The organism is Sinorhizobium fredii USDA 205 (genome assembly GCF_001461695.1).
Taxonomy (GTDB): domain Bacteria; phylum Pseudomonadota; class Alphaproteobacteria; order Rhizobiales; family Rhizobiaceae; genus Sinorhizobium; species Sinorhizobium fredii.
The window spans coordinates 95,163-112,554 of the sequence record NZ_AUTC01000002.1; the positions used below are offsets into that span (position 1 = coordinate 95,163).

Annotated in this window: 12 protein-coding genes and 2 pseudogenes; 3 read left to right on the forward strand and 11 right to left on the reverse strand. The window is 63.8% G+C overall.

Going from position 1 to position 17,392, the window contains the following annotated elements:
• Nucleotides 1-4 precede the first annotated feature (4 nt).
• Together xdhA and uraH are read right to left on the reverse strand one after the other, a co-directional pair.
• The gene (gene xdhA / locus N181_RS01775; protein ID WP_037430363.1) at nucleotides 5-1,486 is read right to left on the reverse strand and encodes a xanthine dehydrogenase small subunit; all 1,482 of its coding nucleotides are present in this window, start codon (nucleotides 1,484-1,486) and stop codon (nucleotides 5-7) included.
• A gap of 6 nt (nucleotides 1,487-1,492) precedes the next feature.
• Nucleotides 1,493-1,855, reverse strand: a complete 363-nt coding sequence (uraH, locus tag N181_RS01780) for a hydroxyisourate hydrolase (protein WP_037430362.1) — start codon at nucleotides 1,853-1,855, stop codon at nucleotides 1,493-1,495.
• A 166-nt stretch (nucleotides 1,856-2,021) separates the two neighbouring features.
• Between uraH and puuE the strand changes: the two are divergent.
• Nucleotides 2,022-3,436: pseudogene (gene puuE / locus N181_RS01785) on the forward strand (allantoinase PuuE).
• Nucleotides 3,437-3,631: 195 nt separating this feature from the next.
• Here the strand turns inward: puuE and N181_RS01790 are convergent.
• From N181_RS01790 to pobA, 7 genes are all read right to left on the reverse strand, one after another.
• Nucleotides 3,632-4,924 carry an NCS2 family permease gene (locus N181_RS01790; protein WP_037430357.1) on the reverse strand — a complete coding sequence of 431 codons (1,293 nt, stop codon included), beginning with the start codon at nucleotides 4,922-4,924 and terminating at the stop codon, nucleotides 3,632-3,634.
• Between the two features lie 451 nt (nucleotides 4,925-5,375).
• Entirely contained in the window at nucleotides 5,376-6,092 is a 717-nt protein-coding gene (locus N181_RS01795; protein WP_037430356.1) for an ABC transporter ATP-binding protein, read from the reverse strand.
• Nucleotides 6,073-6,837 carry an ABC transporter ATP-binding protein gene (locus tag N181_RS01800; protein WP_037391538.1) on the reverse strand — a complete coding sequence of 255 codons (765 nt, stop codon included), beginning with the start codon at nucleotides 6,835-6,837 and terminating at the stop codon, nucleotides 6,073-6,075. Before N181_RS01800 ends, N181_RS01795 begins: the two co-directional genes overlap by 20 nt.
• Nucleotides 6,834-7,835, reverse strand: coding sequence for a branched-chain amino acid ABC transporter permease (locus tag N181_RS01805; protein ID WP_037430381.1), 1,002 nt, complete (start codon nucleotides 7,833-7,835; stop codon nucleotides 6,834-6,836). The genes N181_RS01800 and N181_RS01805 overlap by 4 nt, the downstream gene beginning before the upstream one ends.
• A gap of 2 nt (nucleotides 7,836-7,837) precedes the next feature.
• Nucleotides 7,838-8,704, reverse strand: coding sequence for a branched-chain amino acid ABC transporter permease (locus N181_RS01810; protein ID WP_014331906.1), 867 nt, complete (start codon nucleotides 8,702-8,704; stop codon nucleotides 7,838-7,840).
• A gap of 60 nt (nucleotides 8,705-8,764) precedes the next feature.
• A complete protein-coding gene (locus N181_RS01815) occupies nucleotides 8,765-9,937 on the reverse strand; it encodes an ABC transporter substrate-binding protein (RefSeq protein ID WP_037430354.1) in 1,173 nt (390 codons plus the stop codon).
• Nucleotides 9,938-10,169: 232 nt separating this feature from the next.
• A complete protein-coding gene (gene pobA, locus N181_RS01820; protein ID WP_060563215.1) occupies nucleotides 10,170-11,342 on the reverse strand; it encodes a 4-hydroxybenzoate 3-monooxygenase in 1,173 nt (390 codons plus the stop codon).
• A gap of 161 nt (nucleotides 11,343-11,503) precedes the next feature.
• Here pobA and N181_RS01825 point away from each other — a divergent pair, with 161 nt between their 5' ends.
• Complete coding sequence (locus N181_RS01825) at nucleotides 11,504-12,391, forward strand: helix-turn-helix domain-containing protein (RefSeq protein WP_014331909.1); 888 nt, start codon at nucleotides 11,504-11,506, stop codon at nucleotides 12,389-12,391.
• Between the two features lie 77 nt (nucleotides 12,392-12,468).
• Here the strand turns inward: N181_RS01825 and katG are convergent, their stop codons facing one another.
• The gene (katG, locus tag N181_RS01830; RefSeq protein WP_014331910.1) at nucleotides 12,469-14,667 is read right to left on the reverse strand and encodes a catalase/peroxidase HPI; all 2,199 of its coding nucleotides are present in this window, start codon (nucleotides 14,665-14,667) and stop codon (nucleotides 12,469-12,471) included.
• Nucleotides 14,668-15,266: 599 nt separating this feature from the next.
• On the opposite strand from katG, the gene N181_RS01835 reads away from it, so the two are divergent.
• Nucleotides 15,267-15,542, forward strand: coding sequence for a hypothetical protein (locus N181_RS01835; protein WP_014331911.1), 276 nt, complete (start codon nucleotides 15,267-15,269; stop codon nucleotides 15,540-15,542).
• Between the two features lie 82 nt (nucleotides 15,543-15,624).
• Here the strand turns inward: N181_RS01835 and N181_RS01840 are convergent.
• A pseudogene (locus tag N181_RS01840) lies at nucleotides 15,625-17,099 on the reverse strand (FAD-dependent oxidoreductase).
• Nucleotides 17,100-17,392: the final 293 nt, after the last annotated feature.

The window sequence follows — 17,392 nt, forward strand, 5'->3', positions numbered from 1 at the left end:
CCTCCTAGACAGCCACCGCGACAGCGCGGTCGATACGGACGTTCCGGGTTTCCTGCGTTTCCAGATAGAAGCGCCGCAGGAGATTCTTGGCAACCAGCATCCGGTAATCCGCCGAGGCGCGCCAATCGCTCAAAGGCGTGAAATCCTGCTCGAAGGCTGGGACGGCAACTTCGACCGCCGTTGCGTTCCAAACCGAGCCCCTGAGCGCCGCCTCGACATTCGATGCGCGCGTCGGCGTGCCGGCCATACCGCCAAAGGCGATCGTCGCATTCACGACCCTGCCTTCGCCGTCGAGCGTCACACGGAACGCAGCGCAGACGGAGGAAATATCCTCGTCGAGCCGCTTTGACACCTTGTAGACAGCGAAGCGGTCGGCCTCGGCCAGGAAGGGAACCCGGACGGACTCGACGAATTCGCCGGGCTGGCGATCCTGCCTGCCATATTCGATGAAAAAGGATTCGAGCGGCAGCGTCCGTCGTTTGCCGCCCTTCCGCAACGTCACCGACGCACCGAGGGCGATCAGCGCCGGCGGCGTATCGCCGATCGGCGAGCCGTTAGCGATATTGCCGCCGACGGTCCCCATGTTGCGCACCTGCTCCCCGCCGATCCGGTCCCAGAGCTCGCGCAATTGCGGGAAATGGCGGACAAGGACAGCATAGGCTTCCGTGTAGCTCACTCCGGCCGCCAGCGTGATGCCGTCGTTGTCGACGGAAATCCGGCGCAGTTCATCGAGATGGGAAAGGTGAACGACCGGCGCTATATCGCGCATGAACTTCGTCACCCAGAGCCCGACGTCGGTGGAGCCGGCGACGATCGTCGCCTTCGGATTGGCTTCGAGAACGGCAGCAAAATCGTCCAGCGAACCCGGCAGAACGACGCGCTCCTCCTCGCTGCCGAGCTCGACGCGACGGCCGTCCCTGAGGGCCGCAAGCTGGCGCGCGATCTTTTCGCGCTCGGCCACCAGCGGGTCCTTGCCGAGCTCGCCGATCGACGAAATCGCTTGCGCCGCGCGAATGATGGCGGCGTAGCCGGTGCAGCGACAGAGATTGCCCTGCAGCGCCTTCTCGATTTCCTGAACGCTGGGTTTGGGGTTCTCCATCCAGAGGCCGTAGAGCGACATGACGAAGCCCGGCGTGCAGAAGCCGCATTGCGAAGCGTGCGTGTCGACCATCGCCTGCTGCACCGGGTGGAGCGGGCCGTTCGGCGTGGCAAGCGCCTCGACGGTGACGACATGACAGCATTCGAGCGAAGCGACGAAGCGGATGCAGGCATTGACGGATTCGTAGATCAGCCTGCCGTCATAGAGGCGGCCGACAAGCACCGTGCAGGCGCCGCAGTCCCCTTCGGCGCAACCTTCCTTGGTGCCGCGCAGATTGCGGTCGATGCGCAGGAAATCGAGCAGGGTCTGGACCGGCGAGACATCGGCAAGCTCGACCAGCCGGTCGTTCAGGCGGAAACGGATCGTATTGCGGATTTCGATCGTCATGACCACTCAGCTCCCGCGATAGGTGGAATAGCCATAGGGCGAAAGCAAAAGCGGCACGTGGTAATGCGCGTCGTGATCGGCGATGCCGAAGCGGATCGGGATGACGTCCAGGAACGGATTGGTGCGATCGGCGCCCAGATATTCGCCGGCGTGGAAGCGCAGTTCGTAAACGCCGCTTTGCATCGATGCCCCGCTGAGCAGCGGCTCGTCGCAACGGCCGTCGTCGTTGGTGCGGGCAGAAGCGAGGCGCTCTTTCCACTCTCCATCGAGACGATAGAGCTCGATGCGCAGGTTCGCGGCAGGCTTGCCGCTCGCCGTATCCAGCACATGGGTCGTCAGGCGACCGGCGTTTCCGCCATGAATCTGCATGCGTGTCGCTCCTCCAGCTCACTTTCGACGAATGAAGTATCCGAAGCGGCGACGCCTTTGTGTAGCGGGCCCGGGCTTCGAGACTTTCAAATTTTTCGAGGGGAATGGGCCTGCTTCATTGCCGGTACGAATTGGCATCTGCAGACAATCTCAGGAGGAAAGTTGCATGAGATATCCCCGTGATCTCCAGGGCTACGGCCCTAGTCCCCAGGTCGTTTGGCCGAATGAAGCGCGGATCGCCGTTCAATTCGTCGTCAACTACGAAGAGGGCGGCGAAAACTCAGTGCTGCACGGTGACGCGGCGTCGGAAGCGTTTCTGTCGGAAATCGTCGGCGCTCAGGCCTGGCCCGGCAAGCGCCATTGGAACATGGAATCGATCTACGAATATGGCGCGCGGGCCGGCTTCTGGCGATTGCACCGGCTGCTCACCGACAGGCAGGTGCCGGTCACCGTCTACGGCGTCGCGACGGCGCTGAAGCGATCGCCGGCGCAGGTCGCGGCGATGCAGGATGCCGGCTGGGAAATCGCTTCCCACGGCCTGAAGTGGATCGAGCACAAGGATTTCAGCGCCGCGCGGGAACGCGCCGAGATCGCCGAGGCGATCCGTCTCCACACCATCGTCACCGGCGAGCGGCCGCGCGGCTGGTATACCGGCCGCTGCTCGGAAAACACCCTCGACCTCGTCACCGAAGCCGGCGGCTTCGACTATGTGTCCGACTCCTATGCCGACGACCTGCCCTATTGGCACGAGCACGACGGCCGGCATCAGCTCGTCATCCCCTATACGCTCGACGCCAACGACATGCGGTTCGCGACAGTCCAGGGCTTCAACAGCGGCGACCAGTTCTTCAGCTATCTGAAGGACGGCTTCGACGTGCTCTATGCCGAGGGGAAGGCGGGATCGCCGAAGTTGTTGAGCATCGGTCTTCACTGCCGCCTTGCGGGCCGGCCCGGGCGGGCAGCGGCGCTGGCACGCTTCATCGATTACGTGAAGAGCCACAGCAAGGTCTGGCTGGCCCGCCGTATCGACATTGCCCGCTATTGGGCGGAAGCCTATCCGTTCCAGCCGAATGACGATCGCCCGTCGCGGCTGTCGGAAGAGACCTTCGTCGCCCGCTTTGGCGGGATCTTCGAACATTCCGACTGGATCGCCAGGCGCGCCTTCGCGGGCGAGCTTTCTGCCGCCAATGACACGGCGATCGGCCTGCACGCGGCATTGACCGCGGTGTTTCGCGCGGCGAACGACGCGGAACGGCTCGCGTTCTCAACGCCCACCCGGACCTTGCCGGCAAGCTCGCCCAGGCCAAGCGCCTGACCGAGAGTTCGACCAACGAGCAGGCTTCGGCCGGTCTCGACGCCCTCACCGACCGGGAGCGCGGGCGGTTCACCGAGTTCAATGGCGCCTACGTCGAGAAGTTCGGCTTTCCGTTCATCATTGCGGTCAGGGGCCGCAGCAAGGACGACATCCTCGCCGCCTTCGGGAGCCGGATCGACAACGACCGCGACACCGAGTTCGAAACCGCCTGCCGGCAGGTGGAGCGGATCGCACTGCTGCGGCTGCGGGACATGCTGCCGGGCTGACGGGAAAAGACGCAATCGCGAAAGAATAGGGCCGGCCCCTGCGGCGTTGCGGGGCCGGCCTTTTCGTAGGTCCGACAGTGCGGAGACGCCGAATTGGGGGAGAGGGTGAGGCGAGTAAGGCCCTCCCCCTTGTGGGGAGGGGTTTGGGACGGGGTAATGGCCGGCAAGCCTGCTGACCGCCCACTGCCCCAAGTCTCACCCCCCGAAGAAGGCGAAGCGTACGATAAACAGGGCGGCGACAATCTGCGTCGCGGGATGGATGACGCTCCAGCGGCCGGTGCAGACCTTGAGGACCACGTAGCTGACGAACCCAAAGGCGAGGCCGTTGGCGATCGAGTAGGTGAAGGGCATCGCGATTGCCGTGAGCGCCGCCGGTGCCGCCTCGGTCAGGTCGTCCCACTCGATTTCGGTGAGCTCGCGCATCATCAGCCCCGCCACGTAGAGCAGCGCGGGCGCGGTCGCATAGGATGGAACGGCGGCGGCAAGCGGCGAGATGAAGAGGGCGGCGAGGAACAGAACCGAGATGGTGAGGGCGGTGAGCCCCGTACGACCGCCCGCCTGCACGCCTGAGGCGCTCTCGACATAGGCCGTCGTGCTGCTGGTGCCGATCAGCGAACCGGCGATGATGGCCGAGCTATCGGCCAGCAGCGCGCGTCCGAGCCGGTTCGGCTTGCCTTCTTCGACAAGTTTCGCCCGCTTGGCGACGCCGATCAGCGTACCGGTGGCGTCGAAGACCTCGACCAGCACGAAGACGAGGATGACATGGACGAGACCGCCGTGCAGCGCGCCCATGATGTCGAGCTGCAGGAAAGTCGGAGCGATGCTCGGCGGCGCTGCAACCACGCCCTTGAACTCTGAAACGCCTAGCAGCATCGACAGGATGGTGACCACGAGGATGCCGATCAGGATGGAGCCGCGGACCTTCAGCGAATCGAGCACGGCGATGACGAAGAAGCCGAGGATGGCGAGCAGCGGCCCGGTCTGCTTGAGGTCGCCAAGGCCGACCAGCGTTGCCGGATTGTCGACGACGATGCCGGCATTCTTCAGCGCGATGATGCCGAGGAACAGGCCGATACCGGCCGCAATGGCGCTGCGCAGCGAATGCGGGATGCCGGCAATCAGCCAGCTTCTAACCCCGGTTACGGTCAGCAGCAGGAAGATGAGACCGGAGATGAACACGGCGCCGAGCGCCTGCTGCCACGTGAAGCCGAGGGCGGCGACGACCGTGAAGGCGAAGAAGGCGTTGAGGCCCATGCCCGGCGCCATGCCGATCGGCCAGTTGGCAACGAGCGCCATGACGGCGGAGCCGAGGGCTGCCGCCAGACAGGTCGCAACAAAGATGGCGTCGCGATCCATGCCAGTGGTCGACAGAATGTCGGGGTTGACGAAGATGATGTACGACATTGTCAGGAATGTCGTGAGACCGGCGACCACCTCCGTGCGGATCGTCGTGTCATGCTCTTTCAGTTTGAAAAGCCGTTCGAACATTATTCCTCCCTGAGACCACGAAGACCCTGGGTGAGCCCAAGATCCTGAACGTGATCGATCCTCCTAGATTGGAGCGGAAAACCGCTCGCATTTTTCCTGATCCCGCTCTGGCAGCCGTCATCTCGACGCGGCCGAACGACTGAGACCGGAACGCTGCTCCTCCAACATCCGGTCGTTCATATTTCGATCGCTGCCTCAAACGTCTGCGATCCAGGCCGTGCGGCCTCGCCGAACGGGAACCCCATGCAGCCCGACAATTGTGCGACGTCGCGCGCATGATCGCTAGCCGGCCATTTCGACGGCGCATGCGAAAGACTTTCAAATTTTTGAAGGCATTCCGTAGGATTTTCTTGGGAAAATTGCCCCTCGCCCGAGAAGGCGGCCAAACGGCCCTGCTGCCGCTCAGGGCGCGGGATTCATATGATCAATGCAGGCGAAAGCGGATCGGCGGTCAATGCAAACCGCCGACTCCCAATAGCCTTTCGACGGCCCTGTGATCCTTCGTGAGGTCTGCGGGCGTTCCGCTCCAGGCAATCCGTCCCCGCTCCAGGACGATGACCTGGTCGGCGAAATCCAGCGCACTCTGGATGCGCTGTTCGACCAGCAGGATCGTCATGTCGCCGGTCTTGGCGAGTTCGGCGAAGGCCTTCATCAGTTCCTCGCAGATGACCGGAGCCAGCCCTTCCAGCGGCTCATCGAGAAGCAGTACGGAGGGACGCCCGAGGATCGAGCGGGCCGTCGACAGCATCTGCTGTTCCCCGCCGGAGAGCTGCGACCCGAGGTTCTTGCGCCGCTCGTAGAGGCGCGGAAACATCTCGTAGGCTTCCTCGAGCGCGCTTTTCGGTCGGCCCTTGAGGCCGACGAAGAGGTTCTCCTCGACCGTCAAGGTGGGAAAGACACAGCGCGCCTGCGGCACGAAACCGAGGCCCCTCAACGCGCGCGACGCGCTCGGCAACGCCGTCACATCCGTCTCGCCGATCCGGATCCGCCCGTCATAGCGGCGCGTCTGCCCGGCGAGCGTGGCAAGCAGCGTCGTCTTGCCCATGCCGTTGCGGCCGAGCACGGCAAGCCGCGCGCCGGCCGGCACCGAAAAGGAGATCCCCTCCAGCACCCGCGTCGGCCCGTAGCCGGCCGACAGATTCTCGACTTCAAGCGGCGTGGCCGGCATTGGCATAGCTCCCGAGATAGGCCTCGCGCACGCGCGCATCCTTGGTAACCTCCGACGGCGAACCGTCGAAGATGATCGTGCCGGCGGCGAGCACGATGACGCGCCTGGCAAAGCGGAAGACGAGGTCCATGTCGTGCTCGATCATCAGCACGGCGAGATCGGCCGGAAGGTCAGCGAGCGCCTGCTCGATGCGGCCGGTATCGCTTTGCGGCACGCCGGCAGCCGGTTCGTCGAGGAGCAGCACCTTGGGCTTCAGCGCCAGCGCCACCGCGATTTCCAGGAGCCGCTGCTGGCCATAGGCGATCTTACTGACGCGCCGATGCATCAGCTCGCTGAGACCAAGCTTGCCGAGCAGTTCGGCGACCTCCGCCATGACTTCGGGCATGGCGAGGAAATGGCCGAACATGCGGCCCGCCCGGCCATCGCGCTGCAACACCGCAAGGGCCACATGCTCGGCCGGCGTCATCTCCTGGAAGAGGCGCGTCACCTGGAACGAACGCACCAGGCCGCGCCGCACCCGCCCGATCGCGTCGATGCGCGTGACGCTTTCGCCGCCGATCAGGACGTCGCCGGAGTCCGGCGTCAGGTTGCCGGTAACGAGATTGACAAAGGTCGTCTTGCCGGCACCGTTCGGGCCGATCAGCGCGATGCGGTCGCCCGGCGCCATCGCAAGGCTGACGTCGTTTGTGACGGCGAGGCCGCCGAAGGAACGCTTGAGATTCCTGACTTCGAAGATGGCACTCATCGGCGTGCCTCCCGCCGTCTGGCCGCGAGACCGGCGAGCGTGCCGTAGAGACCTTTCGGGGCGAAGAGCACGACGGCGATCAGCAACGCTCCGACCATGGTCAGCCAGTGGAACGGATTGGCGGCGGAGACGATATCCTCGAAGAACATGAAGACGATGGTGCCGGTGAGCGCCCCGAAAAGCGAGCCGGTGCCGCCGAGGACCAGCATGACCAGGCTCTCGGCCGAAAGCGTGAAGGAGAGGCTGTCGAGGCCAACGACCTGGGTGGAGATGGCATTGAGCGCGCCGCCCGCGCCGGCAACGGCGCCGGAAATCACGTACATCTTCATCAAGGCCAGCTTCGGCGAGGCGCCCATGGCGCGGATGCGGATCGGGTCCTCCTTGACGCCGCGGCAAAGCATCCCGAAGGGTGAACGGACGACGAGCCGCAACAGCGCGAAGACGACAGCCAGGAGAATGATGCCGAGCACATAGGCGGTGCGGCCCCAGAGGTCGAATTCGAAGTGGCCGAGCAGAGGATCGGGCGCGATACCGGCCAGCCCATCGCTACCGCCTGTCCAGGAGGACGCCTTGTTGGCGAATTCGTGAAACAGATGGATGAGCGCGATCGTCAGCACAAGCTGCGGAAGCCCGTGGGCCCGCAGGATGACGACACCGCAGACGAGCCCCGCAACCGCGCCGCCGAGAATGCCGCAGGCAAGCATCAAAAGCGGATCGGTGATGCCGAAATGCACCGCGGCAATACCGGACGCATAGGCGCCGGTGCCGAAGAGTGCGGCATGACCAAGGGTCGCCACGCCGCAATAGCCGGTCACGAGGTCGAGGGAGAGAACCAGAAGCGCGATCGCCGTCATGCGGGTGAGCAGCGCGAGGTTGTTCGGAAACAATAGGTAGCCGACCACAGCCAGCCCGAGGATCACCGCCAGACCGGCGAGGTCGCGGCCGAGCTTGTGCCCCTTGCCGTGGGCGCCTGCCAGTGCATCGTTCATCGTTGCCATGGTCATTGTCCCGCCCTTCCGGCAAGGCCGCGCGGAAAGACGCAAACGATTGCGATGACCGCAAGGTAGAAGAAAAATTCGCCGAACTCGGGCACCAGGTAGCGGCCGGCCGTGTCGATGCCGCCAAGCACCAAGCAGGCGGCGAGCGCGCCGGGTATCGACCCCGCCCCGCCGACGGACACGACGACCAGGAATGTCACCATGTAGCGCAGCGCGTAATAGGGTTCGACCGGCAGCAGTTCGGCGCCGACCACGCCGCCCAACGCCGCAAGCCCGACCGCAACGGCGAAGCTGACCGCATAGACGATCTCGGTGCGGACTCCGAGCGCGGCCGCCATCGCCGCATTGTCGACGGCTGCCCTGAGCTTCACGCCGAAGGCCGTCTTCTCGATCAGGTACCAGAGGGCAGCCGCCACAGCGAGACCGCAGGCGATTGCGAAGATCCGATGCGTGGCGATCGAGCGGAAGCCGAGATCGACAGACCCCTGCAGTGCCAGCGGCAGGGGGACTGTCTTCAGCGTCGGGCCGAAGGCGTAGTTGGCGATGCCGATGATGCAGAAAGTGATGCCGATCGTCATAAGCACCTGGGTGAGTTCCGGTGCTCCGTAGATGCGCCGGTAAAGCAGCCGTTCGATCGGAACGGCGATGACGATCGTCCCGAATACGGCAAGCAGCACCGCAAACCCGTAGCCGAGCCCCAGGTCGCGTGCGGCATAGGAGGCGATGTATCCGCCGATCATGGCGAAGGCGCCATGGGCGAGGTTGACCACCCGCATGAGGCCCATGGTGACGGAAAGACCGATCGAAATCACGAACAGCACCATGCCGTAAGCGAGCGCGTCGACCGCTATGCTGAAGACGGTTTGCATGAGCCCATCCTGTTGCCGGTGGTGCGGAGCCTGCGGCCCCGCATCCATCGCCGGCGGATCTTACTTCAGCGCCGCAAGGCCGGGATCGCCCTGCTTCTCGAAGGTCGCGATCTCCTTGTTGTAATAGGAGCCGTCCTCGGCCTTGGCGACTTCGCGAAGGTAGATGTTCTGGGTGATATGGCGTGATTCCGGATCGATCGATACCGGCCCGCGCGGGCTCGTCCAGGAAAGCCCCTTGACGGCATCGACCGCCTTCTGCGCGTCCTGCTCGCCGCCGGTCGCCGCGATCATCTTGTAGATGACATGCATGCCGTCATAGGCGCCGACCGAAGGGAACGAAAGCTCGGCCGGGTTACCGATCGCCTTGCCGGCCGCCTCGACAAACGCCTTGTTTTCCGGCGAATCGTGCGAGACCGCGTAGTGGAAGGTCGTCTGGATCCCGAGCGCGGCTTCGCCGAGCGCCGGCAGGTCGGATTCCTGCGTCAGGTCGCCCGGCGCGAAGAACTTGATGCCGGCATCCTTGAGGCCGTTTTCGTTGAAGGCCTTCACGAAACCGAGCGTCGTCGGGCCGGACGGCAGGAAGGCGAAGAGCCCTTCGGCGCCCGAATCCTTGACGCGCTGCATGATCGGCGAAAAATCATTGGTGGCAAGCGGCATGCGGATCGCCTCGACGACCTCGCCTCCTACCGCCTCAAACCCCTTCTTGAAGGCGTTCTCGGCGTCGACGCCCGGGCCATAGTCGCTGACCACCGAAATGACCTTCGAGACGCCGGCGTCCTTCGCCACCTTGGCGATCGGCGTCGATGTCTGCCAGAGCGTGAACGAGGTGCGCACGGCCAGCGGGCTCTTGGTGACGATCGCCGAGGTTGCGGCATTCATGATGACCAGCGGCACGTTCGCTTGCTCAAGCAGCGGCGTCACGGCCATCGCGTCGGGCGTGAAATAGAAGCCGGCGAGATACTGTACGCCCTCCTTGACAACCAGTTCCTGCGCCAGCGCCTTGGACTGCGCCGGATCGGGCTGCGGCACATCCCGGTAGATGATTTCGATGTCGTCGTCACCGACGTTGCTGCCGTTCAGTACCATATAGGCGTCGATCCCGGCCTTGAAATTCTTGCCCTGCAGCGCGAACGGACCGGAAAACGGCCCAATCACGCCGATCTTGATCGTGTCGGCTTGCGCTACGCCGCCAATGATAAGTGCCGCCAGAGCGGCGAGAACAGTCCGTTTCATGTTTCCTCCCCACGACAGCCGCCGCACTCCCGTTCGGCGCCGTCCAAAGATCAATTGCAAGACTTGATCGCCGTCAGTTTGACATGCGGAACGATGTTGAAAAATGAAAGATAGCCCGTTCCACATAACTGTCTAGTTATGAATCGGCCCATCAAAGAACGCACGGCAACGGGTAGCCCTCCAACGTTGACGGCCCCGATCGCTTTCGCCGGCTTCGGCACGAACGGATCAGTCAAAACGGCAGCCCGACATAGTTCTCCGCAAGCGCTGCGGCGGCAGTACGCGAATGGGTGAGATAGTCGAGCTCGGCCTCCTGGATCTTCTGGTCGAATTCGCTGGTGTCGGGAAAGCGATGCATCATCGTCGTCATCCACCAGGAAAAGCGAACCGCCTTCCAGACACGCGCCAGCGCCCGGGCCGAATAGGCGTCGATGCCGGCATTGGAGCGATCCTGGTAATGCTCGAGCAGGCCCTCGAACAGGTAGTGCACATCGCTCGCGGCAAGGTTCAGTCCCTTGGCTCCGGTCGGCGGCACGATATGGGCGGCATCGCCCACCAGGAACAGTCGGTCGAAGCGCATCGGTTCGGCGACGAAGGAGCGTAGCGGTGCGATCGACTTCTCGAAGGATGGCCCGGTCACCACCCGTTCGGCGTGATGGGCCGGCAGCCGGCGTCGCAACTCATCCCAGAAGCGCTGGTCGTCCCATTCCTCGATCTTCTCTTCGAGCGAACACTGGATGTAGTAGCGGCTGCGGCTCAGCGACCGCATCGAACAAAGCGCGAAGCCACGCGGATGATTGGCATAGACCAGTTCGTGATCGACCGGCGGCACATCGGCAAGGATACCCAGCCAGCCGAAGGGATAGATCTTCTCGAAGGTGCGGATCGCCTTTTGCGGCACGGACCTGCGGCACACGCCGTGAAAGCCGTCGCATCCCGCGATAAAATCGCAATCTATCCGATGCGTTACGCCATCCTTCTCATAGGTGACGTAAGGCGCGTGGCCGTCGAAGTCGTGTGGCCTCACATTCTCGGCCTCGTAGATCGTTAACGCGCCGGCCGCTTGACGATGATCCATCAAGTCGCGGGTGAGCTCCGTCTGACCGTAAATCAGCACGTGCTTGCCGCCTGTCAGATCGAAGAGGTCGATGCGGTGGTCACGACCATCGAAAGCGAGCGAAAATCCGTCGTGCGGGAAACCTTCGGCGTGCATGCGGGCCCCGGATTGCGCCTCGTCCATCAACCGGACTGTGCCCTCCTCCAGAACACCGGCGCGAACCCGGCCGAGGATGTGTTCCTTGCTGGCGCGGTCGAGGATAAGATTCTCGATCCCTGCCAGGGTGAGCAATTGTCCGAGCAGGAGACCGGACGGTCCGGAGCCGATGATGACGACTTGCGTTCGCATGGACCTCCTCACCTGAAGCGTCGCGCCGGCGGCGAAGCCCCGCTTGCCGTCCGCTCCAGAACTGTCTTTTGTCAGGAAGCTTGCGCGCCGCCGGCCCTTGCCTCAATGGACATTTCCGCCAAGTAATTGCACTTATCGAACATTGGCGCTGATTGAACCCGATGAAACGACCCGTCCCGACCTACGAACTTTACGGCGAGGACTCCGGCGAAAGGCCGGATTTCTGGCTGCATTGCGAGACGATCCCTTCGCGCAGCCGCCTGCACCATTGGGAAATCGGTCTTCATCGTCACGAGAGCTTCTTTCAGATCCTATACATCGCCAAGGGTTCGGGCGACGCCCTGTTCGGCGAGACGGTTCGGTCGATTTCACCGCCGGCGGTCATCACCGTTCCGCCCGCCGTCAGCCACGGCTTCCGCTTTTCCCCCGACATCGACGGTTTCGTCTTTACCGTGCTCGCCTCTCACCTGCCGGTTGCGCCGGGTGGTCGCAGCAGGCTCGGCAACTGGCTGGCGACGCCTACCCTGACGCCGCTCGGCGAAACCGAGGACGGTCGTTACATTGCCGAGACGTTGCAGCGCCTGGCGGAGGAATGGGAAGCGCGGCGCAACAACCGCACTGGCCTGCTCGATGCCTATCTCACAACAGTGCTTGGGTTGACGGCCCGGCTTGCTGCAGCGCCGCGTGCGAACGAGTCAGCCGCAGAAAGCGAGAACGAGCGGCGGATGGAGCGTTTCGACGCCCTGCTGCGACAGCACTATCTTGCGCACCGACCGGCAGCATTCTATGCGCGCGAACTCGGCCTGTCGCCGACCCATCTCAATCGCGTGATCCGCACGATGGCCGGGCAGAGTGTGCACGAGGTCATTGGCGGACGGCTGCTCGACGCGGCGCGGCGCGAACTCGTCTTCACCCGCGCGAGCGTCCAGGAGATCAGCTTCCGCCTCGGCTTTTCGGACGCGGCCTATTTCTCCCGCTTTTTCCTCCGCCATGTCGGCATGACGCCGCGCACCTGGCGCATCGCGGAGCGACAAAGGCTCGGTGTGTGAGCGTGCATGGCCAATCTCGGCCAATTAAAAAGGGCGCGGCTGCAACACAGCCGCGCCCGTGCATTTTTCAGCTCCGATCAGACGAGGTCGAAGCGATCGGCGTTCATCACCTTCGTCCACGCCGCCACGAAGTCGCGCACGAACTTCTCCTGCGTGTCGCTCTGGCCGTAGACTTCGGCAAGCGCTCGCAGCTGCGAGTTCGAACCGAAGACGAGGTCGATACGAGTGGCGGTCCACTTCATCTCGTCAGTATTGCGGTCACGTCCCTCGAAGACGTATTTCGACTCCGGCGAGACCTTCCACGCCGTGCCCATGTCGAGCAGGTTCACGAAGAAGTCGTTGGTGAGCGACTCGGGCCGTGTCGTGAAGACGCCGTGCTGGACCTGACCGACATTGGCGTTCAACGCGCGCATGCCGCCGACAAGAACCGTCATCTCCGGCGCGGTCAGCGTCAGAAGCTGCGCCCTGTCGATCAGCAGTTCCTCGGGCGAAATCAGATAGTCGCCCTTCTGATAGTTGCGGAACCCGTCGGAGATCGGCTCCAGAACGCCGAAGGAGTCCACATCGGTCTGCTCCTGCGTCGCGTCGGTGCGGCCGGGCGCAAAGGGAACCTCGATGTCGTGCCCGGCGTTCCTCGCCGCCTTCTCGATCGCCGCCGCGCCGCCAAGGACGATCAGGTCTGCGAGCGACACTTTCTTGCCGCCGGATTGGGCGTCGTTGAAGGCCTTCTGGATGCCTTCCAGCGTTTCGAGCACAGTGGCAAGCTGCGCCGGCTGATTGACCTCCCAATCCTTCTGCGGTGCCAGGCGGATGCGTGCACCGTTCGCGCCACCGCGCTTGTCGGATCCGCGGAAGGTCGAGGCCGACGCCCAGGCGGTCGAGACGAGATGGGAGATCGGCAGCCCCGATGCGAGGATCTTGTCCTTGAGATCGGCGACGTCCTGCGCATCGATCAGCGGGTGGTCGACGGCCGGGACCGGATCCTGCCAGATCAGTTCCTCTGCCGGTACTTCCGGGCCGAGATAGCGCACGCGCGGGCCCATGTCGCGGTGGGTCAGCTTGAACCAGGCGCGGGCGAACGCATCGGCGAACTGATCCGGATTTTCGAAGAACCGCCGCGCGATCTTTTCGTAGGCAGGGTCGAACCGCAGCGCGAGGTCGGTCGTCAGCATGGCCGGGGCATGGCGCTTCGACGCGTCGTGCGCATCCGGAACGGTGGCCGCGCCGGCACCGTGTTTCGGCGTCCACTGATGCGCGCCGGCCGGGCTCTTCGTCAGTTCCCATTCGTAGCCGAACAGGTTCCAGAAGAAGTTGTTGCTCCACCTCGTCGGCGTCGTCGTCCAGGTGACTTCGAGGCCACTGCCGATCGTGTCGCCGCCTTTGCCGGTTCCGAAGCTGTTGGTCCAGCCGAAGCCCTGCTCCTCAATGCCGGCCCCTTCGGGTTCGACGCCGACATGGGTGGCCTCGCCGGCGCCGTGGGTCTTGCCGAAAGTGTGTCCGCCCGCAATGAGGGCAACGGTTTCTTCGTCGTTCATCGCCATGCGCGCGAAGGTCTCGCGGATATCCTTGGCGGCGGCAAGCGGATCCGGGTTGCCGTTCGGCCCTTCCGGATTCACATAGATCAGGCCCATCTGGACGGCAGCGAGGGGCTTTTCGAGGTCACGCTCGCCCGTGTAGCGCTTGTCGGCGAGCCAGGTCTCCTCGGCGCCCCAATAGACGTCTTCCTCGGGCTCCCAGACGTCAGGGCGGCCGCCGGCAAAGCCGAAGGTCTTGAAGCCCATCGATTCCAGGGCGACGTTGCCTGTGAGGATCATCAGGTCGGCCCAGGAAATCTGGTTGCCGTATTTCTGCTTGATCGGCCAGAGCAGGCGGCGCGCCTTGTCGAGGTTGACGTTGTCCGGCCAACTGTTGAGCGGCGCGAAGCGCTGCTGCCCGGCGCCCGCACCACCGCGACCGTCGCCGGTGCGGTAGGTGCCGGCGCTATGCCATGCCATGCGGATGAACAGCGGCCCGTAATGGCCGAAGTCGGCCGGCCACCAGTCCTGCGAATCGGTCATCAGCGCCAGGAGATCCTTCTTCAGGGCCTCGAGGTCGAGCTTCTTGAACTCCTCGGCATAGTTGAATGCCTGGCCCATCGGATCGGACAGGGACGAGTTCTGATGGAGGATCCTCACGTTCAACTGGTTCGGCCACCAGTCCCGGTTCGATCTCCCGCCGTGGGCCGTGTGGGTGTGCACCACCGGACACTTGCCCGCACTCTCGACCTTTGAATCCATAACTCTCTCCATTGTGCTTTCTTGAACTGCCTATCCGGTGACACCGATCTCGGAGCAGTAGGCTTTGAGCCCCAGTCGTCCCGGATCGAGACGTCAGCGCTGGCCGGCGAGCCAGCGGCTGCATCTTCAGGCACCATAACCAAACCGCTCCATTAGTTTAAGTTGGAATTTCGAATTGCGGCGATAAGCCAAACCTATCACCAAAAGACCTTCCCGCCTGCCTCCTGAAACCGGCTGAGATGCAACTTGCGCCGATCGGCCAGAGGGGAGCGTGACAGCCGCCTGCCAAAGCGACGGACTGCATGTCTCCTTAAATCGACCTCGATTTAAGGACAAAGACATGCAGCAAATCAAAGTGGTACAGCGACCTTTGCGCGTCTGATAAGACGCGCGGCGCTGTAGGACTTTGGTCCGGGGTAGGCGGACCAAAGGTCCTAGGCCCGTTGCCGAGTGTTCTTCCGCAAGACATACTGCGTGATAAGCACCTGCGGAACAACGGCTACCCCGCCGCCGCGGCAGTGCGATGATCCTGGAGCGGTGTCCGATGCCCTTCTGCACCGCTCCGGGACCTCTCTTCGAGCCTCCTATTGAGGTGTCCGATGAACGCCGAAAAAATGAGAAAGCTCATCGAGGACTGTCAAAGGGACCTGTGGGAATACTTGTCTTCCGACAGTGGCATCAGCGACAGGGAGATGATTATCGCGCTGCTTTTCCGGTTGGATGGACCGCAGGCCAGGGATGCGCTGTCGGAAGAGTCCGAGTGGCGACCGAGGCCGGAGGATCCAAGGATCTGTGAGCGCATCGGGCCTGCTCGGAACGAAGCCAGCCTCAGTCTCTTTCTCAATCGTCGCGCAAAAAGGTCAGCGCGCGCCTGACCGTATCGGCAAAGACAGCACGGAATACGACGTCACGGCACCGACCGCACCGGCCCTCGGACGGGCCTGCTTGCAAGCCGCGCTACAGTTCGACTGAAGCAAGCGGCGTGCGGGCCGGGCCATGGATCACCGACCCGTCCGACGCGAAGATCGAGCCGTGGCAGGGACAATCCCAGGTGCGATCCGCATTGTTCCAGGTGACCGTGCAGCCCTATGGGTGCAGGACGCGGAAACAGCGTGCAGCGACCCGTCATCATCCCGGCAGACGGCGATCTTCTCGTCACCCCTCAGGATGACGCCTCCTTCACCGGGTGGGATGTCGTGCGTGCTGCGGACGATCGACCGACTGTCGCCATCCCTGTGGAAGCCCTTGGGGAAAGGCCGGGTCGGATCATAGAGGCTCCGCCAGGGACTGGCGCGGCCGACGATCGTCTCTGCGATCATCATGCCGGCCGCGGTCCCGTTGCTGATGCCCCAGGCGTTGAATCCGGTAGCGATATGAAAGCCCGGAGCCTTCTCGGGATCGGGTTCGCCAACATAGGGCACCCGGTCCGCAGTGTCGTAGTCCTCGTTGCACCAGCGCCAGGCGACCTCCCCGACGGCCAGGTTCTGCCGCGCCCATTCGTCCAACTCCACGAAGCGAGCGGCGACGTTCCCATCCTGGCCGGTATCGAATTTCGCACCGAGTACGACGAGCAGCGGGCCCGTAGCGTCCGAACCCGTCCGTATCGAATGCGTCGGATCGTCGATGCCGATGAACATCCCGTCGACGACAAGCGGATCGTCGATGCGGAAGGCCATCGCGGTATGACACCGCGGCTGCGTGCGGCTCGCCATGCCGACCGGGCTCTTGACCGTCATGTTGGTGGCGACGACCACGTGTTCGGCATGCACCGTCCCGCCAGCGGTCACCAGGCGCCAGCGGCTCGCCTCGCCTATCAGTACCGCTCGGCTCTGTTCGAATATGCGGCCGCCGTGGTCCGCCACAGCATGTGCCAGCCCGACGAGATATTTTGCCGGATTGAATTGCGCCTGGTCGGCAAAACAAAGCGCGCCCGTGGTCTCGAAGGGCAGCGGTGCGCGATCGAGCACCCGTGCTTCCAGCCCGACCTGTCGCGCCGCCTCTGCCTCGGCAACGACCGCTTCGCGCCCCTCCCCGCTTGTGGCATAGGTATAGGCATCCTTGCGTTCCAGATCGCAGGCGATGGCATATTCCCGGATCCAGTCCTTGATCAGCGCGGCTCCAGCCGAATTCGCCTCGGCATAGCGCCGCGCCCTCGATAAATCGAGGGCGTCGATGAGATGGCGATAGATCAAGGCGTGCTGCGTCGTGATTTTCGCCGTCGATCGACCCGTCACCTGCCCGCCGATCTCCAGCGCTTCGAGGAGGACCACGGAGCGGCCGGCCTCGCGAAGGCGCAGCGCCGTGGTGAGCCCGACGATCCCGCCTCCAACGACGACCGTTTCGGCATGGATCGAGCCGTCGAGCGGCGAATAGCCTGTCGGGCCGGCGCCGGCCACCCAGCAGCTTCCGCGATTTCCCGGCAGATTGGCCATTGTGACACGTCCTCGTTTGTGTGGTTTCGATAACCACGCCGGTTCGGGAATGTTCCGCCCGGTCATCCCTTGCCCCAAGCTGCTGGCGCCCGGACCGGCCCGACGGGGACCTTGCTCGTCGCGATTGACCTACAAGACGGAAGCCCGTGCCCCGTGACACGCTTGTCGTTTACCGCTTGCTCGTGGGCCAATGTAGGGCCATTCTGAGATCGGATCCTGGCTGTGCGGCAAGGCGAGAGGTCGGGCCCCTTCAGCGACCTCGAAACACCTGCCCTACTGCATTTTCTCGGCCG

Bases quoted from the DNA above. Each gene is read 5' to 3' on its own strand.
- N181_RS01795 (WP_037430356.1), bottom strand. From the start codon at position 6,092: ATGCCGGCCACGCCGCTTGAAGTCGAGAATCTGTCGGCCGGCTACGGG.
- N181_RS01800 (WP_037391538.1), bottom strand. From the start codon at position 6,837: ATGAGTGCCATCTTCGAAGTCAGGAATCTCAAGCGTTCCTTCGGCGGC.
- N181_RS01805 (WP_037430381.1), bottom strand. From the start codon at position 7,835: ATGGCAACGATGAACGATGCACTGGCAGGCGCCCACGGCAAGGGGCAC.
- pobA (WP_060563215.1), bottom strand. From the start codon at position 11,342: ATGCGAACGCAAGTCGTCATCATCGGCTCCGGACCGTCCGGTCTCCTG.
- N181_RS01790 (WP_037430357.1), bottom strand. From the start codon at position 4,924: ATGTTCGAACGGCTTTTCAAACTGAAAGAGCATGACACGACGATCCGC.
- xdhA (WP_037430363.1), bottom strand. From the start codon at position 1,486: ATGACGATCGAAATCCGCAATACGATCCGTTTCCGCCTGAACGACCGG.
- katG (WP_014331910.1), bottom strand. From the start codon at position 14,667: ATGGATTCAAAGGTCGAGAGTGCGGGCAAGTGTCCGGTGGTGCACACC.
- uraH (WP_037430362.1), bottom strand. From the start codon at position 1,855: ATGCAGATTCATGGCGGAAACGCCGGTCGCCTGACGACCCATGTGCTG.
- N181_RS01815 (WP_037430354.1), bottom strand. From the start codon at position 9,937: ATGAAACGGACTGTTCTCGCCGCTCTGGCGGCACTTATCATTGGCGGC.
- N181_RS01835 (WP_014331911.1), top strand. From the start codon at position 15,267: ATGAACGCCGAAAAAATGAGAAAGCTCATCGAGGACTGTCAAAGGGAC.
- N181_RS01825 (WP_014331909.1), top strand. From the start codon at position 11,504: ATGAAACGACCCGTCCCGACCTACGAACTTTACGGCGAGGACTCCGGC.
- N181_RS01810 (WP_014331906.1), bottom strand. From the start codon at position 8,704: ATGCAAACCGTCTTCAGCATAGCGGTCGACGCGCTCGCTTACGGCATG.